Annotated in this window: 23 protein-coding genes; 9 read left to right on the forward strand and 14 right to left on the reverse strand. The window is 68.6% G+C overall.

What is annotated here, in order from left to right:
* Nucleotides 1–95: 95 nt before the first annotated feature.
* Entirely contained in the window at nt 96–725 is a 630-nt protein-coding gene (locus VFQ64_RS05065; protein WP_325102211.1) for a hypothetical protein, read from the forward strand.
* Nucleotides 726–1,056: 331 nt separating this feature from the next.
* Here the strand turns inward: VFQ64_RS05065 and VFQ64_RS05070 are convergent, their stop codons facing one another.
* From VFQ64_RS05070 to VFQ64_RS05095, 6 genes are all read right to left on the reverse strand, one after another.
* The gene (locus VFQ64_RS05070) at nt 1,057–1,500 is read right to left on the reverse strand and encodes a DUF6973 domain-containing protein (RefSeq protein WP_325102212.1); all 444 of its coding nucleotides are present in this window, start codon (nt 1,498–1,500) and stop codon (nt 1,057–1,059) included.
* Between the two features lie 11 nt (nt 1,501–1,511).
* Nucleotides 1,512–1,802 carry an outer membrane protein assembly factor BamE domain-containing protein gene (gene bamE / locus VFQ64_RS05075; RefSeq protein ID WP_325102213.1) on the reverse strand — a complete coding sequence of 97 codons (291 nt, stop codon included), beginning with the start codon at nt 1,800–1,802 and terminating at the stop codon, nt 1,512–1,514.
* 180 nt (nt 1,803–1,982) lie between these two features.
* A complete protein-coding gene (locus VFQ64_RS05080) occupies nt 1,983–3,374 on the reverse strand; it encodes a UdgX family uracil-DNA binding protein (RefSeq protein WP_325102214.1) in 1,392 nt (463 codons plus the stop codon).
* A gap of 139 nt (nt 3,375–3,513) precedes the next feature.
* Nucleotides 3,514–4,524, reverse strand: coding sequence for an SO2930 family diheme c-type cytochrome (locus VFQ64_RS05085; protein WP_325102215.1), 1,011 nt, complete (start codon nt 4,522–4,524; stop codon nt 3,514–3,516).
* A gap of 124 nt (nt 4,525–4,648) precedes the next feature.
* A complete protein-coding gene (locus tag VFQ64_RS05090; RefSeq protein WP_325102216.1) occupies nt 4,649–5,836 on the reverse strand; it encodes a parallel beta-helix domain-containing protein in 1,188 nt (395 codons plus the stop codon).
* A gap of 10 nt (nt 5,837–5,846) precedes the next feature.
* The gene (locus VFQ64_RS05095; protein WP_325102217.1) at nt 5,847–7,091 is read right to left on the reverse strand and encodes a putative DNA modification/repair radical SAM protein; all 1,245 of its coding nucleotides are present in this window, start codon (nt 7,089–7,091) and stop codon (nt 5,847–5,849) included.
* A 134-nt stretch (nt 7,092–7,225) separates the two neighbouring features.
* Between VFQ64_RS05095 and VFQ64_RS05100 the strand changes: the two genes are divergently transcribed.
* Nucleotides 7,226–7,651, forward strand: a complete 426-nt coding sequence (locus tag VFQ64_RS05100; protein WP_325102218.1) for a hypothetical protein — start codon at nt 7,226–7,228, stop codon at nt 7,649–7,651.
* 7 nt (nt 7,652–7,658) lie between these two features.
* Here the strand turns inward: VFQ64_RS05100 and VFQ64_RS05105 are convergent, their stop codons facing one another.
* Genes VFQ64_RS05105 through VFQ64_RS05115 form a run of 3 tightly spaced genes read right to left on the reverse strand, consistent with a single transcriptional unit; the run spans nt 7,659 to nt 9,585 of the window.
* Nucleotides 7,659–8,396, reverse strand: a complete 738-nt coding sequence (locus VFQ64_RS05105; RefSeq protein WP_325102219.1) for a DsbA family protein — start codon at nt 8,394–8,396, stop codon at nt 7,659–7,661.
* 20 nt (nt 8,397–8,416) lie between these two features.
* Nucleotides 8,417–9,061 carry a thioredoxin domain-containing protein gene (locus VFQ64_RS05110; RefSeq protein WP_325102220.1) on the reverse strand — a complete coding sequence of 215 codons (645 nt, stop codon included), beginning with the start codon at nt 9,059–9,061 and terminating at the stop codon, nt 8,417–8,419.
* Nucleotides 9,061–9,585, reverse strand: a complete 525-nt coding sequence (locus VFQ64_RS05115) for a DUF721 domain-containing protein (RefSeq protein WP_325102221.1) — start codon at nt 9,583–9,585, stop codon at nt 9,061–9,063. Before VFQ64_RS05115 ends, VFQ64_RS05110 begins: the two co-directional genes overlap by 1 nt.
* A 14-nt stretch (nt 9,586–9,599) precedes the next feature.
* On the opposite strand from VFQ64_RS05115, the gene VFQ64_RS05120 reads away from it, so the two are divergent.
* The 4 genes from VFQ64_RS05120 to yghU are packed head-to-tail and all read left to right on the forward strand — an operon-like array spanning nt 9,600 to nt 13,756.
* Nucleotides 9,600–10,685 (forward strand): A/G-specific adenine glycosylase, encoded by a 1,086-nt coding sequence (locus VFQ64_RS05120; protein WP_325102222.1) that lies wholly within the window; start codon nt 9,600–9,602, stop codon nt 10,683–10,685.
* Nucleotides 10,676–12,016 (forward strand): serine hydrolase domain-containing protein, encoded by a 1,341-nt coding sequence (locus VFQ64_RS05125; protein ID WP_325102223.1) that lies wholly within the window; start codon nt 10,676–10,678, stop codon nt 12,014–12,016. Before VFQ64_RS05120 ends, VFQ64_RS05125 begins: the two co-directional genes overlap by 10 nt.
* The gene (gene nudC, locus VFQ64_RS05130) at nt 12,013–12,882 is read left to right on the forward strand and encodes an NAD(+) diphosphatase (protein ID WP_325102224.1); all 870 of its coding nucleotides are present in this window, start codon (nt 12,013–12,015) and stop codon (nt 12,880–12,882) included. Before VFQ64_RS05125 ends, nudC begins: the two co-directional genes overlap by 4 nt.
* 1 nt (nt 12,883) lies before the next feature.
* The gene (yghU, locus tag VFQ64_RS05135) at nt 12,884–13,756 is read left to right on the forward strand and encodes a glutathione-dependent disulfide-bond oxidoreductase (protein ID WP_325102225.1); all 873 of its coding nucleotides are present in this window, start codon (nt 12,884–12,886) and stop codon (nt 13,754–13,756) included.
* Here the strand turns inward: yghU and VFQ64_RS05140 are convergent.
* The 3 genes from VFQ64_RS05140 to VFQ64_RS05150 are packed head-to-tail and all read right to left on the reverse strand — an operon-like array spanning nt 13,753 to nt 18,541.
* Complete coding sequence (locus VFQ64_RS05140) at nt 13,753–14,148, reverse strand: DUF2147 domain-containing protein (RefSeq protein ID WP_325102226.1); 396 nt, start codon at nt 14,146–14,148, stop codon at nt 13,753–13,755. The genes yghU and VFQ64_RS05140 overlap by 4 nt on opposite strands.
* A 55-nt stretch (nt 14,149–14,203) precedes the next feature.
* Complete coding sequence (locus VFQ64_RS05145; RefSeq protein WP_325102227.1) at nt 14,204–15,217, reverse strand: ATP-dependent DNA ligase; 1,014 nt, start codon at nt 15,215–15,217, stop codon at nt 14,204–14,206.
* 30 nt (nt 15,218–15,247) lie between these two features.
* The gene (locus VFQ64_RS05150; RefSeq protein WP_325102228.1) at nt 15,248–18,541 is read right to left on the reverse strand and encodes an error-prone DNA polymerase; all 3,294 of its coding nucleotides are present in this window, start codon (nt 18,539–18,541) and stop codon (nt 15,248–15,250) included.
* A 52-nt stretch (nt 18,542–18,593) separates the two neighbouring features.
* Here VFQ64_RS05150 and VFQ64_RS05155 point away from each other — a divergent pair, with 52 nt between their 5' ends.
* Complete coding sequence (locus VFQ64_RS05155) at nt 18,594–18,887, forward strand: type II toxin-antitoxin system Phd/YefM family antitoxin (protein WP_325102229.1); 294 nt, start codon at nt 18,594–18,596, stop codon at nt 18,885–18,887.
* Entirely contained in the window at nt 18,884–19,288 is a 405-nt protein-coding gene (locus VFQ64_RS05160) for a type II toxin-antitoxin system VapC family toxin (protein WP_325102230.1), read from the forward strand. The genes VFQ64_RS05155 and VFQ64_RS05160 overlap by 4 nt, the downstream gene beginning before the upstream one ends.
* A 1-nt stretch (nt 19,289) precedes the next feature.
* Here VFQ64_RS05160 and VFQ64_RS05165 read toward each other — a convergent pair whose 3' ends face one another.
* Together VFQ64_RS05165 and VFQ64_RS05170 are read right to left on the reverse strand one after the other, a co-directional pair.
* Nucleotides 19,290–21,917: a DUF6504 family protein gene (locus tag VFQ64_RS05165; RefSeq protein ID WP_325102231.1), complete on the reverse strand. Its 2,628-nt coding sequence runs from the start codon at nt 21,915–21,917 to the stop codon at nt 19,290–19,292.
* Nucleotides 21,832–22,503, reverse strand: a complete 672-nt coding sequence (locus VFQ64_RS05170) for a protein ImuA (protein ID WP_325102306.1) — start codon at nt 22,501–22,503, stop codon at nt 21,832–21,834. The genes VFQ64_RS05165 and VFQ64_RS05170 overlap by 86 nt, the downstream gene beginning before the upstream one ends.
* 225 nt (nt 22,504–22,728) lie before the next feature.
* Here VFQ64_RS05170 and VFQ64_RS05175 point away from each other — a divergent pair, with 225 nt between their 5' ends.
* Nucleotides 22,729–24,999, forward strand: coding sequence for an MHYT domain-containing protein (locus VFQ64_RS05175; RefSeq protein ID WP_325102232.1), 2,271 nt, complete (start codon nt 22,729–22,731; stop codon nt 24,997–24,999).
* Nucleotide 25,000 lies beyond the last annotated feature (1 nt).

The following is a 25,000-nucleotide window of genomic DNA, read 5'->3' on the forward strand; positions in this document are numbered from 1 at the left end:
TCGCCGATTGGGGCAGCGCCGCGCGGGCGTCAACCGAAGCCGTCAAGGGTGCCGCGGGTAAGGATGTATTGACCCCTGCGTCCCAGAATAGTGGCATGTTGAGCCCAGGCTTCGCCGATGCGCTGCATCGCTCCGATCTCGCTCGCCGCGCCTCGGTGCGGCCGGACGGTCAGGTTTCCTATCGGTGCGCGGACGGGTCCGGCCATGTCCTCGCCTCGCAGCGTGAGTGGCACGCGCAGCTCGCGTCGTATGACGCCCGGCTCAAGCCCATCAAGCGACGGACGCGATGGCTGAGCATCGCGCTGTTCCCCGGCATCCTCGTCTTCGGGATGACGATCGGGCAGGTGGTGCCGTTCGCGGGCGTGATGATCCTGGCGGCGATGTTCGGCGGGCCGCTGCTGATCTACCTCGCCCATTCGCGCGCGGTGCAGCGCATTGCGGCCGAGGTCGACGGGCAGCTTGCCGCCGGCGAACCTTGTGAGGCACCGGCGCGGTCGCCGCTGGTCCTGCCGCGCTGGTTCGAGATCGCCTTCCTGCTGCTCGTCGGGCCGGACCTGCTGCTGTCCGTCGCCGGCGAGATCGGCGGACCCGACTTGTTCCGCGGCACGCCCCTGTGGGGAACCGAGCTGGGGACGACCGACTACGTCGCCGCGGCGCTGATCGGGGTCAGGCTGCTCTGGCCACGGCTCGGCGGATCGCTCCCGCGGAAGTTGAGGGAAAGTTGAGGGATAAACACGCCCGGGTCGTAGGGGGGCGAAGTTGTCGAACTTGTCGCGGTCAGCACGAGTTCGCGATGCCGCGGCGACGCCGCAAAGGGCTGAGCTGAGAAAGAGCAGTGCCGGCGGCGCGGCCGACGCAGCCATACGCTGCACAAGGAGCGGGTCTGTAGGACAGCAATAAGTGCAAGCTCTTCCCCGTCGGGGGCGGGGTCCGGCTGCGATCTCAGGGCGAGCGGCTCGGGCTTCACGGGTAACTGGCGTAGGCGATCAGCCCCTTCACCCGAACGCCAGCTTCAACTTGCGCAGATCAAATGCGAGCGCGGCGGTGGCGCGGGCCCTAGCGCGGATAGGGCCTGCCGGACTGAGGTGTCGATGTCGCCAACCGTCCGATCGCAAGCCGTTGCGCGCAGGTTTCCGCCAGTTGTTCATCCGTCATGGTGGGATGCAAGGATCCGATCGCGATACCCTGCGCATTGTTGTGCAGGTCCATGGCCCGCTCCCCGGCCGGATTGTCGGAGTAGCCTTCGTGCGCGGTCGTGAAGGAACGCGCATTGTCCGGACCGATGTCCCGCGCCAATAGGGCGGACCAATAGCAGTGGCGGAACGCGTCGCCCGCCCCGTTGTGGAGACCCGGGCCAGCGAAGCGCCTCATCGCCTCGGCCAACGCCTTGTCTGCCGCCTGCCGGATGATCGAGATATGCTGAGGATGCAGCAGCAGGTAGACCTTTTCCGCCGGCGTCAGGTTGGTCAGCAGCCCCTTTATGACAATGCCGTCCGGCATTCAGCCTCTCCTCAGTCGGTCGCGACCGCAACGGTGTTCACGCGCGCGGCCGCGTCCAAGTCGATCAGCAGCCATTGCGAGTCGACGCTGATCGCGCCCTCCTCCGGCCCCAGCCAATAGACCAGGTCGTGATCGGCGAACTTGTCGGTCTCGGTCGGTGCACCCAGGAGAGCGATCACCTCGGCACGCGTAGCCCCTGCCTTCAGGTGTGTGCGCCGGATGTCTGCCACCATCTGACGGCGCGGGTAAGGAGGGGCATATACGGCGGCCTGATCGGCCCAAATTTGAGGATCGAACGTCATCCCCGATTTCCTTTCCGACGCTCCATATGGGTTGGCCTTTCCGGAGCTCGTCGGCGAACAGCCGGCAGCCAGCGCCATGAACAGGCCGTAACCAACGACACGCCAAGCCTGCTCGCGCACCGCGCTCCCCTGTCAACAACGCTCCACTCTATCCGCAATACCCGCTGCGGCAAAGGCAGATTAACCCAGGGCCGCCTTCACCTTGCGCAGGTCATCGACGAATTGCCCGAACTCGTCCTCGGCGCGCGCCTTGTCATCCATGCGCAGGAGGTAGGAAGGATGGACGGTGATCCAGGCCTGGCCGCCATCCGGGAGCGTCAAGGCGCGGCCGCGTTCCTTGCCGATGGTCACGACCTTGCCCAGCAGCGAGCGAGCGGCGGTGGCCCCTAGCGCGACCGTCACGTCGGGGCGGATCAGCATCTGTTCCTGTTCGATCCACCAGCGGCAGGCGTCGATCTCGCCGGCGCCGGGCTTGGCATGGATGCGCCGCTTACCGCGTTGTTCGAACTTGAAATGCTTGACTGCGTTGGTGACGTAGACCGTGTCGCGGTCGATCTCGGCGGTCGCCAGCGCGCGGTTGAAGACCTGACCGGCGGGGCCGATGAAGGGCTTGCCCGCCAGATCCTCCTGGTCGCCGGGCTGCTCGCCGACGAACATCAGGCGCGCGTCGACCGGACCTTCGCCGAACACGGTCTGCGTCGCGTGCTTGTAGAGGTGGCAGCGGGTACAGTGCGCGGCCTCCTCGCGCAGCGCCTCCCAAGCCACCTGGCTGTTACCGCCGATGTCTTGGCGGGTCTGCGCGGTCTGGATCATGCTTGCCTCCCGCGCCTGGGCGCCCGCGATCAACTGCGGCACCAACGCGGTTTCGGGCATGTTTTTCCAGTATTTGCGCGGCATCTCCTTGAGCATCGCGCCGATCTTGACCCGCGCCGGATTGAAGATGGAGGCATAATAGGTCTTCCATACCGCTTCGATCGGATCGCCCTCCGGCGCGTCCGCCTTGCTCGCGCCCGGTCCTTCGCTTAAGCCCTTGCCGTCCCAATGCAGCGAAACCTCCGGCGTCAGGATCGACCAGCGCATCGACGCGAAGCGGTTGACGAAGAAGGCGGCGTTGGCGCGGACGATGTGGTGTTCAGGCTCGAACCAGGCGACGAAGCGGGGCGTGCCGCCTTCGTCCACCTCGCGGAAGCGGAGAAACGCACGCATCTTGTGGATGTCGCGGCGGACCTGCCTCGCCAAGCCGTCCAAGCGGCGTACCAGCGGATCGGCGCGATCCTCCACCAGCTTGGGCTCGCGGCGGAGACGGAACAACAGCGTGTAGAGCAGTGCGAACCGTTCGGGGTCGTTCGCCAGCACGACGTTGCGGGCGAGGTCGATGAAGGGGCGCGGGACGGTGAAGCCGGCGCCCGCCGGCGCCTCGTGGGCGACGCTCTCGCCCGCGAACAGGTCGGTGGGTGCCTCGCCGACCTGCCAGACAACATCGTCGGGCGGCACCTCGGCGGCGGCGAGCGGCCGCGCGGCGTCACGCCAGGAGTCGAAGTCGTCGGGGGCGGGGAGGGTGACGGTTCTCACGGGACGGGGAGCCCATTGAGCCTACCCACCCCCGCGCAGGCGGGGGTCCAGGTGCCACGGTCTGACTTGGTGAGGTCAGGATCCGGTCGCGGAGGGCACTGGAACTGGACCCCCGCCTGCGCGAGGGTAGATAGGATGGTCATTGCGCGCTCGCCGGCAGCGCAGCGATGTAATCGCGGACCACCCGTACCCCCTCGGCATGCACCGTCGCACGCCCAAGCTCCGGCATGGCGATGCCCGGCTCGGTCGACTCCATGCGATGGACCAGGATCGACGCGTCCGGCTGGCCCGGCGCGATCGCCACCAGCCGCCCGCCCGAGCCGCGTCCGGCGGCGACCGGGTGCTTGTTGAGGCCCCGCGCGGTGGCATCGGGCTGACGCCAGTCGAGGAAGAGGCCGGAGTTGGAGGCGCCGCCCTTGGGGTTGTGACAATGGGCGCAATTGACCTCCAGATAGGCGGCGGCGCGTTCCGGCAAGGGCAGCTTGCCGTCGTCCCAACGGGCGAGGCGCGGCGCGTCGGCGGGCAGCCGGTCGAGCAATCCTGCCGCCAGCAGCGCTTGCAGCTGGTGACCGTCGTTGAGGTTGCGCGCGGTCGGGCCGATCGGCGTGATCGCGCCGGAAAGGGCGTGGCAGTCCTTGCACTGGTTCTGATTGGGCACGGCGTAGCTGATCGTGCGGACCTGTCCGGCCGGGTCGATGAAGGTCACGGGCAGGCGCGTGCCCGCGCGCTTGAGCACCGCGTCGGTGCCGTCGGCGTTCCAGACATAAGGCAGCGCCACCCAGCCGCCCGCGCGGCGAAGGAGCAGGCGCGTTTCGAGCGGCTTGAAGGCGGCACCGGACCCATAGCCGAAGGTCTTGATCAGCGCCGCGCCGACGGGGAGGTTCAGGGTGGCGGTGGCGTCGTACTTCGCCCGGGTACCGGCGGGCAGGTACAGGTAGCGCTGCTTGTCGGCGTAGTCGGAGAACAGGGGTGTGTTGAGCGTGTAGGGGGTGACGCGCTGCGCCGGGGTGCGGGTGCGTAGGTCGGTGAAGAAGCCGTAGGCGCTGAGGGCCGCGGGATAGCTGTCCGCGGCGATAACGGCGTCGTTCACGGGTGCGGGCCGTTGCAGCGCGCCGGTGAGGAAGGCGAGGACCGAAAGCGCGCCCAGCACTGCTCCTCCCCGGCGAAGGCCGGGGTCCAGTCGCGCGGAAGTGGATTGGCGGGCGCGGCGCTTCAAAACCAAGCCCGAGGCAACTGGGCTCCGGCCTTCGCCGGGGGAGATAGAAGAAGGCAACTCACCGCGCCGCACGCTCCATGCTCGCCGGCAGCACCACCGCCGTGCGCTCGGGCAGGGCAGGCGCGTTCAGTTCGACCGGAGCCGGCCTCGCGGTCGCCAATGCCGCACCCTGCGCAAGGCCCAGGCTCAGCACCTTGGCGCCGGCGACGCGCAGGCCGAGATCGGTACCGGCACCGTCCCACAGCACCGCAGGGATGGTGCCACCGAACGCCGCCGCGAGCTGCGCTCCCCCCGGCAGCTGCGGCGCGAAGCCGGAGCGGCCATGCGTGTTTCCCGACACCTGCACGCGGCGCGGCAGCGGGTTGTACTTCGCGTCGGTGTGCTTCTCGCGATAGCTGACGATCATCACGTCGGCGGTGGCGTTGCCCGCCAGCGTGTTGCCGCGCACCCAGACGCCGTCGTTCGCCATCACCAGCACACCCGTGCCCTTGCGGACGCTCGCGACGATGTTGCCCGGCGGGGCGAAATTCGGCGTGTCGTTGTCGATGACGCGATTGCCGAACACCCGTACGTCGCCGCCTGACCCACGCGGCAGGTTGGGCAGATCGAAGATCAGGATGCCGCCGGTATTGTGGTGGGCGAGATTGCCGTGGACGTCGGCGCGGCGCGAGTTCTCGATCTCGATGCCGGCGACGTTGCGCACCGCGGTGGAATTGCGGACGACGATGTTCTCCGACTGGCCGACATAGATGCCCGCGTCCGATGCGCCCTCGACGAACACGCCGTCGATCAGCACGTCGCGGCTCTCGACCGGGTAAACACCATACGCGCCGTTGGTCGCCTTCGGCCCGCCGGTCCAGCGCACCGACACCGCCTTGTAGACGATGCGGTCGGCGCCCTTGGACTTGATGCCGTCGCCCTTGGCGTCCTCGACGCCGAAGTCGCGCAGCACCACGTCGTCGCCGGTGACCAGCAGCCCTTCGCCCGAGCCCTGCTGACCCTTGAACGAGAGGATCGTCGCCTTCATCCCGGCGCCGCGCACGGTGACGCGGTCGACCGCGAGCGACAGACCGTCGGTGAGCTCGAACCGGCCCGCGCCGATGCGGACCGTGTCGCCGGGCTTGGCGTCCAGCAGCGCCTCCTGCAGCCGCTCCTGCGCGTTCGGGCCGGCGGCGACGATGAGGGTCTTCGCGGTGGCGGGCGTGGCGAGATACAACAGCGCGAGCGCGAATACGGCCTTCATCATTCTCTCCCGTTTACGCCGCGAACAGCTCCAGCTGTTGTTTCTTCGGCGCGACCAGTGGCCGCAGTTCGGCCTTGTCGCTCAATGCCACGGGCCGCCAGTCTTCGGCAACGATGAACGGTCGCAGCTTGGCGATCGAAACGGTGAGGCGGGCGATGTCGTCGAGCCGCAGCCGGCGCCAGCGGCGGCTGGTAAGGATCGAATTGACCGCCTTCACGCCGAGCCCGGGTACGCGCAGCAGCTCCTCACGCGGCGCGCGATTGACGTCGACGGGGAAGCGGGCGCGGTGCTTGAGCGCCCAGGCAAGCTTGGGGTCGATGTCGAGCGGCAGCATCCCCGTCGCGGGATCGGCGGCGGCGGCGACCTCGTCGGGGCGATAGTCGTAGAAGCGCATCAGCCAGTCGGACTGATACAGCCGGTGCTCGCGCATCAGCGGCGGACGGCTGAGCGGCAGAACGGCGCTGGCGTCGGGAATCGGGCTGAACGCGGAGTAATAGACGCGGCGCAGGTTGAAGCGCTCATAAAGACCGGAGGCGCGGGCGATGATGTCGCCATCGGTCGCTGCGTCCGCGCCGACGATCATCTGCGTCGACTGACCCGCCGCGAACCGGGGTGCGGACTTGTAGCGTTTGGTGGCGTCGCGCGCGTCGAGAATCGCGGATTTTACATCAGCCATCGCGCCTTCGATCCGGTCTGCGTCCTTTTCGGGGGCGAGGCGGGTCAGACCGGCAACCGTGGGCAGTTCGACATTGATCGATACGCGATCGGCATGAAGCCCGGCCTGATGGACCAGCTCCGGATCAGCGTCCGGTATCGTCTTGAGGTGGATGTAGCCGCGGAAATGATGGTCCTCGCGCAGCGACCTGGCGACCTCGACCAACTGCTCCATCGTGTAGTTGGAGCTTTTGATGATCCCGGAGGAGAGGAACAGCCCCTCGATGTAGTTGCGCCTGTAGAAGGACAGCGTGAGCTGGACGACCTCGTCTGCGGTAAAGCGCGCCCGGCGGACATTCGAGCTTTTGCGGTTGATGCAATAGTGACAGTCGAAGATGCAGCTGTTGGTCAGCAGGATCTTGAGCAGCGAGATGCAGCGGCCATCGGGCGCATAGGCGTGGCAGATGCCCATCCCCTCGGTCGAACCCAGACCCTTGCCGTCGCGGCTGTTGCGCTTGACCGTGCCCGAGGACGCACAGGACGCATCGTATTTCGCAGCGTCAGCGAGGATCGCCAGCTTTTCGCGGGTATCGAGCTGCGCCATCGATGTTCGATATACGTTCACGCAGCTCGGACACAAGCGCCAACGCGTAATCTTCGTCCCGTCCTGGAGGAAAAGTCATTGTACCCCAGTATCTTATCGCGCTACTGCTAACGTATGTTGCATTTGACCACGTTGTGAATTCATCTGCCCTGCTGGGGCGTCTCCATCAGCATCAAGACGGCATTCTGGCGATCATGCGCGGTGCGGAGCCGCTTCTTGCCGACCCAGCCCTGCGTGACGTTGCGGCACTGGCGCGGTCACGCTGGGCGTTGATGCGTGCGCTGACCGCCTATCAGCTTTTCAAACATGGCGAGATCTTTGATCCCGCGATTGCACGACAGGTGCTGGGCGACAACGCGCGCGCCGAGCGGCTCAAGCACGCGTGCTTGGCGATCGGCGAGGATTTTCGCGGACACGTCGCCAAGTGGAGCGGCAGCGACGTCACCGGCGAATGGTCGAGTTACCAGCCCGCCGCGCTGGCGATGATCGCCCGGTTACGCGCGCACGTCGCGCGGGAGCGAGGCGAGATCGAGATGCTGCTGCAGCGGATGGCCGCCTGACTTCGGGTCAGGCGCCGGCTGCCTTTAGCGCCTGTTCCACCTGGCTCCAGCCGATCGCGCCTTCGGCGACTTTGCCGTTGATGAGGAAGGTCGGCGTCCCTGCGACCGTCTTGTCGCCGCCGGGGCCCCGATCCTGCGTGATCTTGGTCAGGCGATCGATCTGCGTCATGTCCGACAGGCAGGCGCGCGCTTTGTCCTCTGGCAGGCCGCGCTGCTTGACGAAGTCGATCAGTCCCATGGCTTGTGCGAGCAACACGAACTTCTGCGCGGGTGGCGCCGCGTCGATGCGCTGCAACGCGGCCGGATCGCTCTTCTGCAGCGTCTCGATGAACTGCGGCTGGTTGCGGAACATCTCCTCCATCAATGGGAAGAAGGCCGCCTCGCCGACGCAAGCACCCAATGCCGCCGGCGGCACATCCTGCATGCCGTGGACGAGGAACTCGCGGAATTCGAACGACGCCTTGCCCGACTTGACGTAATTCTCGGTGAGCGGCTGATAGCCTTCGTCGGCGAACGCCTTGCAGGTCGGGCACAGGCGCGAGCCGTATTCGACCAGCTTGATGGGTGCGTTGGGGTTGCCCATCACGAAACCCTCGGCGGTCTTGGAAACGACCTGCGTCCAGTCCTGCCCGGCCGGTGCGGCGGCGCCTGCCACCGGTGCGGCGGGCGCGGTGCTGTTCGCGTCGGTGCCGCCCCCGCAGGCGGCGAGCGACAGAACCAAAGCGATCGGGGCGACGTACTTCATAAACGATACTCCGGTGGGGTTCAGCGCGCGCCGAGGCTACGCAGTTGCGGCTCCAGCGTCGCCCAGGTCTGGGGGGGCAGGCGCTTGCCGTTGAGGAAGAAGGTGGGGGTCGAGCCGACATCGCCCTGCATGGCGGTGATGCGGTCGATCTCCGCCTTGTCGGCGAAGCAGGCGTCGATCGCGGCGGGGGTCAGGCGGACGAGGGGCGTCAGCCCGGCGCCGTCGACCAGCGCGCGCAGCAGCTTCGCCGGCGGCAGCGCCGACAGACGAGGCCCGTTGGCCTGGCCGAACGCCGACGCGCGGGCGAGCCACTGATCCTGGGTCTGGTAGAAGCGCGCGGTCGTGGCGGCGAAGTTGCGCGGCCCCGCGCACCGCGCCAGCACCGCCGCGCCGAGATCGACCGCGTTGAAGACGACGTGGCGGAACTCCAGGCTGACCTGCCCGGAGCGGATCATCCGATCCTTGAGCACCGGCCCGGACTGATTGGCGAAGTCGGCGCAGTGCGAGCAGGTGTAGCTGGCATATTCGATCAGCTTCACACGCGCCTGCGGGTTGCCGATCACATAGGCGCCAGTCGCCGTCTTGCTGGCGACCGCCGCCCAGTCGCGGGCGGGTGCCGCGGCAGTAAGCGCTAGCACAGGCAGGAGAACGGCTACGATACGCATCAGCTGATCCTGGGAACACCGGTAGAGGCGGCAACGCCGGCGGCGAGAGATTCGAGCACCGCGCGCAGCTCGGGATCGACGATGCCTTTCAGCCCCTGACCCATCTCGACCGGCATGGTCTTCAAAGACGGGGGTGCGCGGCGCGGCTCGCGCGCGGCGATTTCACCCTGACGGATCTGGACGCGCGCCACCGCCGCATAGCCGAAAAAGCGGTTCACCCGCTCCATGATCTCGGGCGTGATGTGCTGCATCATCGGCGCGTGGGCACCCTTGACCAGCAGGTTGAGCGTACCGTCGCGCTTCTCGCCCGGCGGAAAGCGCAGCGATTCGGGCGCGCTGACATTGGCCCAGCGTTCGCCGACGATATCGGGCCAGCGGCTGACGATCGACGACTGCACGAAACCGAACCTGCGAAACGCCGCGCCGCCGATCGCCGGCAGCAGCTCGGCGACCGCGCGCGAGCGATTCGCGCGGGGCTGCTCGGGCTGTGGGGGGCGGGGGCGCTTGCTCACGGGCGCTTCCATGCCATAGCCGGCCGGTGCGCGCCAAGCCGCTATCCGTGACCGACCGGCTACTCGGCTGGTACGACCGCCACGCCCGTGACCTGCCGTGGCGGGCGAAGCCGGGCGAGGCGGCGGACCCGTACCGCGTCTGGCTGTCGGAGGTGATGCTGCAGCAGACCACCGTCGCGGCGGTGCGGCCGCGCTTTGCAGCGTGGGTCGCGCGGTGGCCCGATATCGCGAGCCTGGCGGCGGCGGACGAGGCCGACGTGATGGCTGCCTGGGCGGGGCTGGGCTATTATGCCCGCGCCCGCAACCTGATGCGCGCGGCAAGAGCCGTGATGCTGGAGCATGACGGCGTGTTCCCGCGCACGGAGGTGGAGCTGCGGCGATTGCCGGGGCTCGGCGCGTACACCGCCGCATCGGTGGCAGCGATCGCGTTCGGCGCGCGCGCGGTGGTGGTGGACGCCAATGTCGAGCGCGTCGTCGCCCGGCTGCGCGCGATCGACACGCCGTTGCCCGCCGCACGGCCGGCGATCCGCGTCGCTGCGGATGCGATCACGCCGGCGCTGCGGGCGGGGGACTTCGCGCAAGGGATGATGGACCTGGGCGCGACGATCTGTACGCCGCGCGGACCCCGATGCCTGCTGTGCCCGTTGCGGCAGGATTGCGCTGGATATGCGAGCGGGGTGCCCGAGCGATTCCCGATCAAGGCCGCGAAGCCTGTCAAGCCGCAGCGTTTCGGCACCATCTTCTGGCTGGAGCGTACGCCACCACCTCTTCCCCTGAAGATGGAAGAGCCGATCGCGTTGCGTGAGGTCTTGCTGGTGACCCGCCCCGCCGCCGGCCTGCTCGGCGGGATGCGGGCGCTGCCGACCGGGCCCTGGGCGGACGCGCCGCATGGCTTTGAGAACGCGCCGGCCGAAGCCGACTGGCGGCTGCTCGACGCACAGGTCTCCCACGCCTTTACCCATTTCGATCTGCAACTGGCGCTTGCCGTCGGTACGGTCGAAGGGCATGGGCCGCCAGGAGAATGGTGGCCGGTGGCGGAGCTCGGCGCGGCGGGATTGCCGACCGTATTCGCCAAAGCGGCCCGGGTGCTGGAGAGACTTGCATGTTCGTGAGATTCGCCCTGTCCGCAGGCCTGCTGGCGACGGTCGCCGGCGCCGCGTTGGCGCAGATGCAACCGGCGCCGCAGCCCGCCCCGCGCGCGCCGCAAGCTGCGCCGGCGCCCGGCGGCATGCTGCTCCCCAACACGCAGGCGTTGTTCGACGGCTATGTCCGCGACGGCAAGATGCCGGGCGTCGTGGGAGCGTTCGGGATCGGCGACATGCCGCCGCTGTTCGTGACGTCGGGCCGCATCGCGCAAGAGGCGACGGCCCCGGCGGCGGGGCCGGACACGCTGTGGCGGGTCTATTCGATGACCAAGCCGGTAACCGGCTTCGCCGCCATGCTGCTGGTCGAGGACGGCAAGCTGCGGCTCGACCAGCCGATCAGCGATTTCATCCCCGGCTTCAAGAACATAAGGGTGCTGACCGACCCGGCGAACAGCCTCGCTTCGCGCCCCGCCGCGCGTCCGATCACCGTGCGTCATCTCGTCACCCACACCGCGGGTCTCGGCTACAATATCATCACCAAGGGGCCGCTGCTCAAGGAATATGAGCGGCTCGGCATCGTGCCCGGTCAGGTCAGCGCCCAGGTCGAGGCGCAGGCGAAGCTGGTCCGACCGAAATCGCTGCAGGAATTCGCCAGCCGCGTCGCGACGCTGCCGCTGATCGCCGATCCGGGCACGAAGTGGAGCTATTCGATCGGCCTCGACGTGATGGGGGCGGTAATCGAGAAGGCGTCGGGCATGTCGTTCGAGCAGTTCGTGCAGCGGCGGGTGTTCACGCCGCTGGGGATGCAGTCGAGCTATTGGACGGTGCCGCGGGGCGAGACCGGGCGGTTCGCGACCAACTATCTGTACGCGGGCGCCAATCGCATCCCGGTCGATCCCGGCGCGACCTCGGTGTGGCTGCAGCCGCCGAGTTTTCCCTATGGCGGCGCCGGGCTGGTGATGTCGGCGCGGGATTATGACCGTTTCCTCCACATGCTCGCCAATCGCGGCACGCTGGGCGGGGTGCGTGTGGCAAAGGCGGAGACGGTCGCCACCATGATGTCGAACCTGCTGCCCGCCGGCGTGACGTTCGGCGGCATCGGCGGAATGACCGGTGGCACGCAAGGGTCGGCGCTGGGCTATGGCGCCGGCGGTTCGGTCTATCTGGCCGATGCGCCGGGCGGGTTCTCCAAGGGCACCTATGGCTGGGGCGGAGCGGCGGGGACGGTCGCGTTCGTCGATCCCGTGCGGCGGCTGCGCGGAACGCTGATGGTCAACTACATGCCCGCCGATCGCTTCCCGGTACGCACCGAGCTGACCGCGGCACTGGCCAAGGACGCGGCGCGGCTGCACCCGTGATCCCGCCGGGCTTCACCGGCGGCTATCTGGATCGCGCCGACCGGCTGCGCCACGACGTCGATGGGCTGGCGGCGGCGCTCGACTGGCGGACCCGGCTGCTGGTGCTCGGGCCGGGCTACGAGCCGCAGGTGGACGGGGCGGGGCGGCTGGGCTGGACGACGCTGGCCCAGGCCCCCGACGATGCCGAGCTGGTGTTGCTGGGGCTGGCGGAGGGCCGCGCGCATGTCGCCGCGATCACGCATGAACCGGGCACCGCCGCCTTCCGCTCGCCACGCGTCATGACCGCGCTGGCCGAGATGGCGCCGGGCGAGGCGGCGACCTGGGGCGCGGCGCGCTCGGTGCTCGACTGGCATGCGCGGCATCGCTTCTGCGCGAATTGCGGCGCGGCGACGGCGCCGTTCCGCGCCGGTTGGGGCCGCAAGTGCGGGGCATGTTCGACCGAGCATTTCCCGCGCACCGACCCGGTCGTCATCATGATCGCCGAGCATGACGGCCGCGCGCTGCTCGGGCGGCAGGCGGCGTGGCCGCACGGGCGCTACTCGGCGCTTGCCGGGTTCCTGGAGCCGGGCGAGTCGATCGAGGAAGCGGTCGCGCGCGAGCTGCACGAGGAGGCGGGCATCCGTGTGCGTGACACCCGCTATGTCGCCAGCCAGCCCTGGCCGTTCCCGTCGCAGCTGATGATCGCCTGCGTCGCGAAGGCCGAGGACGACTCGCTGACGCTCGACCGCAACGAGCTGGAGGATGCGATCTGGGTGCCACGCGAGGAGGTTCGCGCGGTGCTGGCGGGCGGAACGGGCGCCTTTCTGGCGCCGCCGCCGTTCGCGATCGCCCATACCCTGCTCACCCGATGGGCCGAGGAGCCATGACATGACCGACTATGAGCCGCCCAAGGTCTGGAGCTGGAACAAGGAGTCCGGCGGGCGCTTCGCCGCGATCAACCGGCCGATTGCGGGGCCCACGCACGACAAGGAATTGCCGGTCGGCGAGCACCCGCTGCAGCTATATTCGCTGGGTACGCCCAACGGCGTCAAGGTGACGGTGATGCTGGAGGAGCTGCTCGCCGCCGGCCGCGCCGGCGCCGAGTATGACGCGTGGCTGATCCGCATCAACGAGGGCGACCAGTTCGGCAGCGGCTTCGTGAGCATCAACCCGAACAGCAAGATCCCGGCGTTGCTCGACCGCAGCGGGCCGGAGCCGGTGCGGGTGTTCGAGTCCGGCGCGATCCTGATGTACCTGGCGGAGAAGTTCGGCGCGTTCTTGCCAGCCGACTATCCGGCGCGCGCGGAGGTATTGAGCTGGCTGTTCTGGCAGATGGGCAGTGCGCCGATGCTCGGCGGCGGCTTTGGTCATTTCTACGCCTATGCGCCGAGCAAGATCGAATATGCGATTGACCGCTATGCGATGGAGGTGAAGCGACAGCTCGACGTGCTCGACCGCCGCCTCGCCGAGCACCGCTTCCTCACCGGCGACGACTACACGATCGCCGATATTGCGGTATGGCCGTGGTACGGCGCGCTGGTGAAAGGGCTGGTCTACGACGCCGGCGCGTTCCTGTCGGTGCACGAATACACCCACGTCATCCGCTGGACCGACGAGATCGGGTCGCGGCCGGCGGTCAGGCGCGGGCGGATGGTCAACCGGGTGATGGGCGATCCCGTCTCGCAGTTGCGCGAACGGCACGATGCGAGTGACTTCGAACTGCGGACGCAGGACAAGCTGGAAGGCGAGGGGCAGCCCTAGCCCGCCGGCTTCCAGCGCTGCGTCTGACAGAATATGGCAATGCAGCCGCGCACCTTCAGCCCGTTCGTGTCGCGCGCGACGATGGACTTGTACGACTTGCCCGACTCAGGGTCATAGATGCGCCCGCGCCAATCCTTGCCGGCGTCGGTGAAGCCGGTGAGGATCGGCAGGCCCAGCATCGGCCGGGCGCGCAGCTTGGGGTCGGGGTTGCGCGTGTCCGGCGGCGCCTGGCCGGGCACCAGGATGCGGCTGATGCGGCCGCACAGCGCCGGTCCGCACGGCGCCACCGTCACGACCGCGCGGCCATTCTCCGTCACCCAGCGGCCGGTGATCGGTTCCGCGGCCGAGGCGCCACCGGCGGCGAGGATGAGGATGGGCAGGAGAAGACGCATGCGTGTCACCGATTGTTCGCGCGAGCCTTAGGAAGCGAAAGGTGGCTTTTCTACGTCAGACCAGCGCCGCCAGTTCGCTGGGGCGGAGCTCGTGGATCAGCTGATCGGTCGTGCATTGCGCCGCCGCCTTGTCCGGGCGCCAGCGCAGGATGGCGGTGCCGTGGCGGAAGCGGTTGGCGGTGACCTGGTCATAGAGGACTTCGACCACCAGTTCGGGCGCGAGCGGCTCCCACGGGCTTTCCTCGCCACGGTTCCAGCGGCTGGGCCCGCCGGGCGCCTTGCCGGTGAAGCCTGAGCCGCCGAGCAGGGGCTCGACCTTGGCGGTGACCGCGGCGCGATCGGCGGCGGTGATCGCGGAGGTGAAGCCGACATGGTGAAGCAGGCCGTCCTCGTCATGGAGGCCGAGCAGCAGCGAGGCCACGTCGTGACCGCCCTTCACCCGCCGGATGCCGCCGACGACGCAATCGGCGGAGCGGTGCTGCTTGACCTTGAGCATTGCGCGCTCGCCGGCGCGATAGGGTTCGTCCAGCCGCTTGGCAACGACGCCGTCAAGCGCTCCGCCGCTGCGGTTCAGCCACCCGGTCGCCTCGGCCAGGTTTTCGCTGCATGGCGACAACAGCAGGTCGGGCCTGCGCGCGGTCTTGTAGAACGTCTCCAGCGCCTTGCGGCGGCTGTGCAGTGGTTCGGCTAGGAGGTCGCGGTCATCGAGATGCAGGCAGTCGAACAGCATCAGCTGTGCCGGCGTCTCGCGCGACAGCTTCGCGATGCGGCTGGCGGCGGGGTGCAGTCGCTGCTGGAGCGCGTCGAACGACAGCACCTCGCCGACCGGCAGGATCAGCTCGCCGTCTAGAACGAAGCGCTGTTCGGCCAGGCTTTCGACCAGCGCGACCACCTCCGGAAAGTATCGCCCGAGCGGCTTGCCCGATTTGGACATGATCTCGACGTGATCGCCGTCGCGCACCACCAGCGCGCGGAAGCCGTCCCATTTGGGCTCGAACTGCCAGCCGGGCTCGGTCGGCAGCGCGTCGACCAGCTTCGCCTCCATCGGCGCGGGTGCGGACAAGGGCATGGTTGCCGAACCGCGCAGGACCGCGGAAGTTCAGTGGAAGTCGTGGCTCTTGATCGGGATCACGTCCTCGGCGTCGCAGCCGGTGCGGAAGGGTGGGTGATACAAGCTGCGCGGGCTGGGCTTCCAGCCCGGCTCGCCGCGGTCGGGCGAGCCACCGCTGCCGGGGCGTGACAGCCTCGGCATGTCGATGTCGCCGACCTGGCGCAACAGGCCGGTATAGTCGTGGATGCGGTCGGCGATGACGTGGATGACCTCGCCCTCGCGCTGCACCACGCCGGTCACGCCGATCATCGCCGACGACATGACGACGGTGCGGTGCGCCTCGAACCGGTCGGGCCAGAGGATGATGTTGGCGACGCCGGTCTCGTCCTCGATGGTGATGAACAACACGCCCTTGGCGCTGCCCGGCTTCTGGCGGACCAGGATGATACCGGCGATCTCGACGCGTCGACCGTCCTTGGTGGTCCTCAGCTGCGCGCACGGGATGATGCGGCGCCGCGCAAGCTCGTCGCGCAGGAAGAACAGCGGATGCTGGCGGAGCGAGAGCTGGGTCGAGCGGTAATCCTCCACCACCTCGCGGCCGGCGGTGAGCGGCACGAGGCTGACCGGCTCCTCATGGCGTTCCAGTCCGTCGAGCAGCGGCAGGCGCGACTCGCCCAGGCCGCGGATGGCCCACAGCGCCTGCCGGCGGTCGAGCCCGAGGCCGTGGAACGCGTCCGCCTTGGCGAGCTTCTCCAGCGTCGCCAGCGGGACGCCGGAGCGGCGCCAGAGATCCTCGACCGAGGTGAAAGGCTTTTCCGCGCGCGCCGCGAGGATGCGGACGGCGTGGAGCTCGGCAATGCCGTGGACGATCTTCAGGCCCAGGCGGAGGGGGAGGAGCTGGTTTCCCTCTCCCCAAACGGGAGAGGGAGAAATAAGCCGCGTGTCCCAGTTGCTGTCGTTGACGCACACCGGCCGCACCTCCACCCCATGGTCGCGCGCGTCGCGGACGATCTGCGCGGGCGCGTAGAAGCCCATCGGCTGTGCGTTCAACAGCGCGGCGCAGAACACGTCCGGATGGTGACACTTCATCCAGGACGAGGCGTAGGCGATCTTGGCGAAGCTCGCCGCGTGGCTCTCCGGAAAACCATAGGAGCCGAAGCCCTCGATCTGCTTGACCAGCCGCTCGGCGAATTCGGGGTTGATGCCGTTCCTGGCCATGCCGGCCATCAGCTCCTCTTTGAACTGACCGACGCCTTGAGTGTACTTAAACGTAGCCATCGCCTTGCGCAGCTCATCGGCCCGCGCCGGCGTGAAGCCGGCACCCTCGATCGCGACGCGCATCGCCTGTTCCTGGAACAGCGGCACACCCAGCGTCTTCTCCAGCACCGCCTTCAGCTTGGGGCTGGGGTAATCGAACTGGACGTTAGGATCGGCGCGCAGCTGCTCGCGGCGTTTGAGGTAGGGGTGGACCATGTCGCCTTGGATGGGCCCTGGGCGGACGATCGCGACCTGGATCGCGATGTCGTAAAAGCAGGTCGGCAGCATGCGCGGCAGCATCGCCATCTGCGCGCGGCTCTCGATCTGAAAGGTGCCGAGCGTGTCCGCCTGCTGGATCATCGCGAACGTCGCGGTGTCGTCGGTCTGCAGCTCGGGCGAGGCGAGCGTCAGGCGGATGCCCTTATGCGTGTCCAGCAGCGCGAACGCGCGCCGCATGCAGCCGAGCATGCCGAGCCCGAGGATGTCGACCTTCATCATCCCCACTTCCTCGACATCCTCCTTTTCCCATTCGACGACGCGTCGGTCAGGCATCGAGGCGGGCTCGATGGGGACGAGGTGATGCAACGGGTCGCGGGTCAGGACGAAGCCGCCGGGATGCTGCGACAAGTGGCGCGGCGTGCCGATCAGTTCGCGCGCCAGTTCCAGCGTCAGCGCGAGCCGCGGGTCGCCGCGGTCGAGATTGAGGGCATTGACGTGGCGGTCGGCGACGCCTTCTTCCGACCAGCCCCATACTTGTCCCGCCAGTGCCGCCGTCATATCCTCGGGAAGGCCCAGCACCTTGCCCACCTCACGCACCGCGCCGCGTGCGCGGAAGCGGCTAACCACGGCGGTCAGGGCGGCATGCTGGTGGCCATAAGTTTCGTAGATCCATTGGATCACCTCCTCACGCCGCTCGTGCTCGAAATCGATGTCGATGTCGGGCGGCTCGGCGCGGTTCTCGGACAGGAAGCGCTCGAACAGGAGCTGATGAATGACGGGATCGATCGAAGTGATGCCGAGCACGAAGCAGATCACCGAATTGGCCGCGCTGCCGCGCCCCTGACATAGGATGCGCTGGCTTTGTGCGTACCGCACGATCGAATGCACGGTCAGGAAATAGGCCGCATAATTGAACTTGCGGACCAGCCGCAACTCCTTGGTCAGTAGACGGCGGTACGCCCCGGCGGGTCGTCCACCATGCTGCTGATTGAGCGCGCGCCAGGCGAGCTTCTCCAGCGCCTTGTGCGGCGTCTGGCCGCGCATCACGACCTCTTCAGGGTAGACATACTGATCCTTGAGATCGCGCAGCGAGAAAGTGCAGCGCTCGACGATGGCCTGGCCGGCCGCCACGGCATCGGGAAAGGCGGCGAAGCGGCGCATCATCTCTTGGGGCGGATGCAGACAGCGGTCGGCGGAGCGCTCGCGCTTCAGTCCCAAGGCATCGATCGTGCGCTTTTCCCGGATCGCGGTGACGACGTCCTGTAGCCGGCGGCGTTCGGGGTGGTGATACAGCACGTCACCCGTGGCGAGCGGCTTGAGCCCATGGCGGCGGGCCTGTTCGACAAGGCCGTGGAGGCGCTTGGCATCGTTGGGACGGCGCTGCTGGGTCAGGCAGACATGACCACGGTCGCCGAAGATGTCCGACATCCAATCGAGGTCCGTCGCGGCGGGTCGATCGACATCGCTGACCAGTGACCCGACAAGACCGGGCGCATAGGTGGCAACATCCTCCCAGTGCAGGAAGCATCGGCCCTTTTCGCCACGTTGGGCGTCTGCGCGGCCTTTGCCCAAGGTGAGCAGCTGAGTAAGCCCGCTCCAGGCGGCGAGATCCTCCGGCCAGACGAGAAGAGATGAGCCGCTGACGAGGTCGAGCCGGCATCCCCCCACCAGACGGATCGGCGCGTGCTGCGCCGATACCTGTTCGGCCGCGACCATGGACCGGACCAGTCCGGCCACCGAATTGCGATCCGTTACGCCAAGCGCACCCATGCCCATCAGCGCTGCCGTCGTGAACAGCTCTTCGCAGGACGACGCGCCGCGCAGGAAGCAGAAATGCGTGGCGACCTGAAGCTCGGAGTAGGTCATCGACAGGAGTGGCCGAGATGACTAGATGATCTGGTCAGATCGGAGACGCGCGATGGGCAAGATGGTGGGCATGGCCGAGTTCAAGGCGAACTGCACCCGCCTGCTGCGCGAGGTGCAGGAGGGCGGCGAACCGATCACCGTGACCAGTCGTGGGAAACCGATCGCAACCGTGTCGACGGCCTCCGACAAGCCGAAAAGACAATCCCTGCTTGGCGTCCTGGCCGGCACTGTAACGATCCAAGGCGACTTGGACGAACCGCTTGATCCCAAATGGGAAAAGGAATGGGAAGCGAAGTGGAATGCACGTGGTTTTCCGGTCCGAGATGACGGCACGGCTAATCGGTGATCCTGCTCGACACGCAGTCGTTCGTCTGGCTGGCCGAGAATAATGATCGTCTCGGCACGGCGGCACGGCGGATCGAAGCGGAAAGCGATCAGGTGTTCGTGTCGGCCATCAGCCTTTGGGAGATCGGACTGCTGGTCAGCCGTGGGAGGATGAAGCTGAGCAGGCCGTACCGACGCTGGTTGGAGGTGGCGACGCAGAACGGGCGGGCCACCATCCACCCTGTCTCGCCAGACATAGCGTTCGAGGCCGGCCTGCTGCCGCACTACCCACATGGCGATCCGAGTGACAGGATTGTACTGGCAACGGCGATCGAGCTGAATTGTCCGGTGATCACGTCGGACAAGCGTATGCTGGACTACGCCAATGCCGGTCACGTCCAGGCGATCGACGCGCGGCGCTGATCTACCGGGCATGAAGGAACCAGCTGAGGTCGCCGGTCTCTGGACGCACGCCGTCGCCGCGGCGGTATAGCCAGAAGCGTTCGCCCGCCTCGTCCTCGACGCGGAAATAGTCGCGTACCGCTTGGCGCTCGCCGGCGCGGCGCCACCATTCGCCGGCGATGCGCTCGGGCCCTTCGGCGCGGACGACGCGATGCGAGATGCCGCGCCAGGTGAAGCGGCGGGGCGGCTGGTCGGGGAGCTCGGCAAGGACATGATCCACCTGTTCGGGACGACGCAGCAGCCGTACCGGACGGGGCCAGCGCGGGTGCCAGGGATGGTCGGATGGACGGCCGTCGAGCCGGCGAACATCGTCGGCTTTGAGCTTGCCCGATCGTTGCGACGGAGGATCGAGCGGCGATGCGAAGGCAACGGCACGTTCGGGCACGTCGCTTTCGACCGGCACCACGCGCCACAGCCGGGAAAGACCGATGCGGTTGGCAAGCGTGTCGATCAGCAGCGCCAGGTCCGGCGGCGCGTCTTCCGCCAGCGCCGGCGCGAGCGACTCCGGTCCCAGCGGATCGGCGCGGCGGATGTGGAGCGCCAGCGCGTCGAGGCCATAGCCGGGCTCGATCTCCTCGATCCGGCGGAGCGTCAGGCGCAGCATGTGGGCTGGATCGCGGGTGGCGCGCGCAAAGCCGAGCCGCAGCCGCTGCGGTACGCCATCGACGCGCGCAGCGACCAGTTCGAGCGCACGGGCGCCCTGTCCCGCCTGCGCCAGGGCGACGCAGAGCCGGGCCATGAGTGCGCACAGCCAGTGTTCGATCGCCTCGGGCGTCGCGATCGGCTCGGCGAAGCGCTGTTCGACGGCGATGCGGGTGGGCGGCGCGACGGGGACGAGCGGCTCGGGTGCGTGGCCTGCCGCCTGGTCGAGTCGGTCGACGATAGCGCGACCGAAACGGCGGACCAGCGGCGCACGGGGCATCGCCAGCAGCTGGCCGATGCGGTCGATGCCGAGGCGGGCGAGCAGTTCGAGCGAGGGCGCGTTCAGCCGCAACGCGGCGACGGGCAGCGGCGCAAGCGCCTTCGCGCCGGCTTCCGACAGCTGCACCGGTGTCGCGGCCCCGAACCGCGCCAAGGCCCAGGCGGCGCCCGGCGTGTCCGCCACCGCCACCCGCGCGGTGATGCCGTGACGCGTGAGCAGGCGCACCAGGCGCCGGGCGAAGCCGGCCTCGCCGCCATGCAGGTGCGCGACGCCGGTCAGGTCGATCAACAGCCCGTCCGCGCCGTCGACCGCGACGATCGGCGCCCAGCGCCGCGCCAGCAGTTCGGCCAGCGCGACAAGATCGGCGGCGTCACGTTCGGGCTCGGCCTTGCGCACCTCCAATCCAGGCGCCTGCGCACGCGCCATGGTCAGCGCAGTGCCAGGTGTGAGGCCGAGCGCGCGCGCGGCGGCGTTGACGGCGGCGAGTTCGACGCGCGAGCCGACCTTGTGGACCGTCACCAGCGGCGGCTCGGCGGACCCGCGGACGGGCATATCGGACAGATCGTCGCGGCACACCCGTGCGACAACACTGCCGAGGGTGCGTCCGGTCTGAAAGAAGCGGCCCTGGCCATAGGTCGGTGCGCCAGCGGTCATTGGGGCAGCGCTCTTGCCGTGATTGTCGGGGTGCGGCCCTTCGCCCGGATACTGGACGGCGGGCATGCCTGTCCTGAGCAACGCCGAAGGCGGCGTCGAAGGGGCGGCGAGCTGCTTGAGGTTTGGGGGAGCGATGTACCCGGCCTCGCCGCCATGGCCGTCGCGCGCGCTGCGCCGGGGCTTACGCATCTCGCGACGCGTCACCACGTCCTCGCCGGGGCCTTGCACCGGTGGCAGCGACGCGGCGCGGGCAAGCGAGAGCGATGCCGACGGCGCCTCGTTGCGGTAACGATCGCGGTTTTCATCACGCAGCGCCGCCCCGCGTCCGGCTTTGGCGGGAGCGTCCTCGCCGGGAAATTGGAGCGAGGGCATCGGCACGCGGCCTGCCAGCGTCGAACCGAACTCGTCCGGCGGCATCGGCCGGAAGGGGTGGTCGATCACCTCGGTCCTGCGCGACAGCTCGCCCGAGCGCGGCCGCTGGTGGATCGGCAGCGCGTCGATGGCGGTTTGCGGATCCTCGCCGTGCCAGCCGCGCGTACCCGGCCGAAACAGCGGCTCGGCCGCCTCGGTGCGACGGGACAGCGCGCGCAAGGGGGCGGGGGCGGCGACCCGCTCCTCGGGTGGCCGTGACAGGTTCCCTTCGACGCCGCCTGCGGCGCCGCTCAGGACAGGCTTGCGGAAGGGATTGTCCGCCGCCTGGCTGGTACGGCCGAGCTCGCGCTGGGACGGGCGGCGGTGCGCGGGCAGCGCTTCGATCGCCACCTCGACCGCCGCACGCGAGTCCGCCAGACCGCTGCCGTCCGACTTCGCCCAGCGCGCGCCGGGACGCCAGCCGCCCTCCTTGGGGACGGAGCAATGCGTCGTCCGCTCGGCCGCAGCGTCCGCGCCGATGGCATCGTACGCGGCGCGGCCGTCCGCCTCAGGCGGCTCAGCCGGCGGCGTGTTGCGGTGCTCGATCCGCCGCAGCCGGTCGATCGACCAGTCGGGCAGGTAGAGCGATGCGACCCGTTTCATCGGGAGCCTCCACGGTGAGTTCGAAAGGATCGCCGCCGCGCTGACGGACGCACTCGACCCGCCAGCAGGCGCGGCCGAGCCCGTCCCAGGGCACCGGCGCGGATGGGGTGCCCGCCACCCGCCAGCGGGTGACGGCGGTGGAGGGCACCGCGAACGGATCGCCGCCGCCACGTGGGGGCCGTTTGAGCAGCAGCGCGATCGTGCGCCCGCCCTCCGCCGCCAGTTGCAGCCGGCGGGCCTGCGCGGTGGCGACACGGGCGGCCTCGCCGATCACCGCGCCCAGTGCGCGATGCCGCAAGCCCTCCTCCATCAGCGCCAGCATTTCCGCATCGTCCCGCGCCTGGGCATAGAGGACGCGGGAAGGGTCGAGCCCAGCTTGATAGAGGCCCGGCGCGAACAGGTCGCGGGTGCGCACCACCCACAACACCGGCCCCCAGGCGCGCGCCGCGACGCCGGCGATGAACAGGGTCGCCGCCGCATCGTCGCCCCAGCCCGATCCCTGACCCGCCACCTCGTGCAGCGCATCGAGCCGCAACCCGCCATCGCCCAGCCGCGCGTCGATCGCGCCGACGCCGAAGGGCAGCATCGGCCGCCGGCGATGGCCGTCGCCCTCGATCGCCCGCAAGGTCTCGCGCAGTTCGGCCAGGGTTGGGATAGGCAATGACACAGCGCGACTCGCAACAGTATTGTTCGTGATTTGTTCCGGTCGGCGCTCAGAGTCAACGCAGCACGGCGATTGCTAGGCGCCCGGGTTTGATTCAGAACATGGTAATCACCTGACCCCAGGGTGCCGGCTGATTTGAGGTACTTGATGACGGCTTCCGGAACGCACGACACAACGCTGGTGGTCATGTCGATCGCCATCGCGATCCTCGCCTCCTACACCGCTCTCGACCTCGCCGCGCGGGTCCGCGCGTCGGCCGGCTGGATGCGACGGGTGTGGCTGGGTACCGCCGCCGTCGCCATGGGCGGGGGCATCTGGGCGATGCATTTCGTTGCCATGCTGGCCTTTTCCATGCCCAGCATGGCGTTCGCCTACGACCCCATCCTGACGCTGCTATCCTTGCTTATTGCGATAGTGGTCACCGGCATCGCCTTTGCCGTGATGGCGCCCGCGTCCGCGTCATGGGGACGGCTGGCCGCGGCGGGGCTGTTCATGGGACTCGGCGTCGTCACCATGCACTATATGGGCATGGCCGCGATGCGCATGCCGGGTGCGATCAGCTATGACCGGCCCTGGTTCGCGGCTTCGGTGCTGATCGCGATCGTGGCCGCCACCGCGGCGCTGTGGCTCGCATCGCGCAACGCCAGATCCCTGGAGAAAGCGGCGGCGGCGCTGGTGATGGGCGGCGCGATCGCGGGCATGCACTTTGCCGGCATGAAGGCCGCGACCTTTATCGCCCATCACGACATCGGCGGCGGCGCGGTCGGCAACGGCCAGACCGCGCTTGCGGTCGGGGTGTTCGCCGCGACCTTCCTGATCCTTTTCCTGGCCTTGACCGCTGCCATGTTCGACCGCCGCTTCGCGCTGCTCGCGCAACGCGAGGCCGACGCCCTGCGCGCCAGCGAGGAGCGGTTCCGCTCGCTGTATCGCGGTACGCCGCTGCCGCTCCACTCGCTCGACCAGGAAGGGCGCATCGAGCAGGTCAGCGACACCTGGCTGGCATTGCTGGGTTATCCACGCGACGAGGTGATCGGCCGGCCGCTGATCAACTTCCTGACCGAGGAGTCCGCGCGCCAGTTCCGAACGCAGGACTGGCCGGCCCTGATCGCGCAGGACGAGCTAGAGCCGCGCGAATACCGGGTGGTGACCAAGGCTGGCGACATGCTCGACGTCGTCTCGGCAGCGCGGATCGAGCGCGACGCGGAGGGCACATTCGTCCATCTCGTCGGCGGCCTGACCGACGTCACCGAGCGCAAGCGCGCCGAGGATGCGCTGCGTCGGGCGCAGAAGATCGAGGCGATCGGCCACCTGACGGGGGGTGTGGCGCACGATTTCAACAATCTGCTGGCGGTGATCGTCGGCAATCTGGACCTGTTGCGCCGCAAGATGCCCGACGATCCCAAGTTGATCCGTCTGGCGGACAGCGCGATGGAAGGCGCGCAGCGCGGCGCTTCGCTGACCCAGCGGCTGCTGGCGTTCGCGCGCAAACAGGATTTGCGACCCGAACCCCTCGACCTGCCGCAGCTGGTTCATGGCATGACCGACATGCTGCAGCGCTCGCTGGGACCGCTGGTGCGGGTCGAGACGCGCTTTCCGCTCGACCTGCCGCCGGTGCATGCGGATGCGCATCAGCTCGAGCTGGCGCTGCTCAATCTTGCCGTCAACGCCCGCGATGCGATGCCCGACGGCGGCAAGCTGGAAGTGAGCGCGGTGGCGGAGCATCTGGGCGAGCGCAACGCGGCCGGTCTGCCGCCGGGTCCCTATGTGCGGCTCAGCATGGTCGATCATGGCGAGGGTATGGACGCGGCCACGCTGGCGCGCGCGACCGAGCCGTTCTTCACGACCAAGGGCGTCGGCAAGGGGACGGGCCTCGGCCTCTCGATGGTGCACGGTCTCGCCGCGCAATCCGGTGGCAAGCTGATGGTCCGCAGCCAGCTCGGTCAGGGCACCACGGTCGACCTTTATCTGCCCGGAACGGTCAGGGTGCGTCCGGCTCGGCTAGAGGCCGAGCGTCCGGAGCATGCCCGCAGGACCGCGCCGATGGAGGTGCTGGTGGTGGACGACGACCCGCTGGTGCTCGCGAACACCGCCGCGATGCTTGAGGATCTGGGTCATGCCGTGCGGCTGGCGGCGTCGGGTGAAGAAGCGCTGGAGCAGCTGGGACGCGAGCCGCAGATCGAGCTTGTCGTGACCGACCAGTTGATGCCCCGCATGACCGGCTCGCAACTCGCCCGCCGCATCCGGCGTGGCGCGCCGGACATGCCGATCCTGATCGTCAGCGGCTTTGCGGAGCTCGGCGAAAGCGAAGCCGGTCAATTTCCCATGCTGTCCAAGCCCTTCGATCAGGCGGCGCTGGCGCGCAAGCTGACCGAAGTGCAACGTCCCGCCACCGTGGTGCCGCTCCGCCGCGTGAGCTGAG

This window comes from Sphingomonas sp. (genome assembly GCF_035714405.1).
Classification (GTDB): Bacteria; Pseudomonadota; Alphaproteobacteria; order Sphingomonadales; family Sphingomonadaceae; genus Sphingomonas.

Bases quoted from the DNA above. Each gene is read 5' to 3' on its own strand.
- VFQ64_RS05065 (WP_325102211.1), top strand. From the start codon at position 96: ATGTTGAGCCCAGGCTTCGCCGATGCGCTGCATCGCTCCGATCTCGCT.
- VFQ64_RS05070 (WP_325102212.1), bottom strand. From the start codon at position 1,500: ATGCCGGACGGCATTGTCATAAAGGGGCTGCTGACCAACCTGACGCCG.
- bamE (WP_325102213.1), bottom strand. From the start codon at position 1,802: ATGACGTTCGATCCTCAAATTTGGGCCGATCAGGCCGCCGTATATGCC.
- VFQ64_RS05090 (WP_325102216.1), bottom strand. From the start codon at position 5,836: ATGATGAAGGCCGTATTCGCGCTCGCGCTGTTGTATCTCGCCACGCCC.
- VFQ64_RS05095 (WP_325102217.1), bottom strand. From the start codon at position 7,091: ATGGCGCAGCTCGATACCCGCGAAAAGCTGGCGATCCTCGCTGACGCT.
- VFQ64_RS05105 (WP_325102219.1), bottom strand. From the start codon at position 8,396: ATGAAGTACGTCGCCCCGATCGCTTTGGTTCTGTCGCTCGCCGCCTGC.
- VFQ64_RS05110 (WP_325102220.1), bottom strand. From the start codon at position 9,061: ATGCGTATCGTAGCCGTTCTCCTGCCTGTGCTAGCGCTTACTGCCGCG.
- VFQ64_RS05115 (WP_325102221.1), bottom strand. From the start codon at position 9,585: ATGGAAGCGCCCGTGAGCAAGCGCCCCCGCCCCCCACAGCCCGAGCAG.
- VFQ64_RS05125 (WP_325102223.1), top strand. From the start codon at position 10,676: ATGTTCGTGAGATTCGCCCTGTCCGCAGGCCTGCTGGCGACGGTCGCC.
- yghU (WP_325102225.1), top strand. From the start codon at position 12,884: ATGACCGACTATGAGCCGCCCAAGGTCTGGAGCTGGAACAAGGAGTCC.
- VFQ64_RS05140 (WP_325102226.1), bottom strand. From the start codon at position 14,148: ATGCGTCTTCTCCTGCCCATCCTCATCCTCGCCGCCGGTGGCGCCTCG.
- VFQ64_RS05145 (WP_325102227.1), bottom strand. From the start codon at position 15,217: ATGCCCTTGTCCGCACCCGCGCCGATGGAGGCGAAGCTGGTCGACGCG.
- VFQ64_RS05150 (WP_325102228.1), bottom strand. From the start codon at position 18,541: ATGACCTACTCCGAGCTTCAGGTCGCCACGCATTTCTGCTTCCTGCGC.
- VFQ64_RS05155 (WP_325102229.1), top strand. From the start codon at position 18,594: ATGGGCAAGATGGTGGGCATGGCCGAGTTCAAGGCGAACTGCACCCGC.
- VFQ64_RS05165 (WP_325102231.1), bottom strand. From the start codon at position 21,917: ATGAAACGGGTCGCATCGCTCTACCTGCCCGACTGGTCGATCGACCGG.
- VFQ64_RS05170 (WP_325102306.1), bottom strand. From the start codon at position 22,503: ATGCTGCCCTTCGGCGTCGGCGCGATCGACGCGCGGCTGGGCGATGGC.
- VFQ64_RS05175 (WP_325102232.1), top strand. From the start codon at position 22,729: ATGACGGCTTCCGGAACGCACGACACAACGCTGGTGGTCATGTCGATC.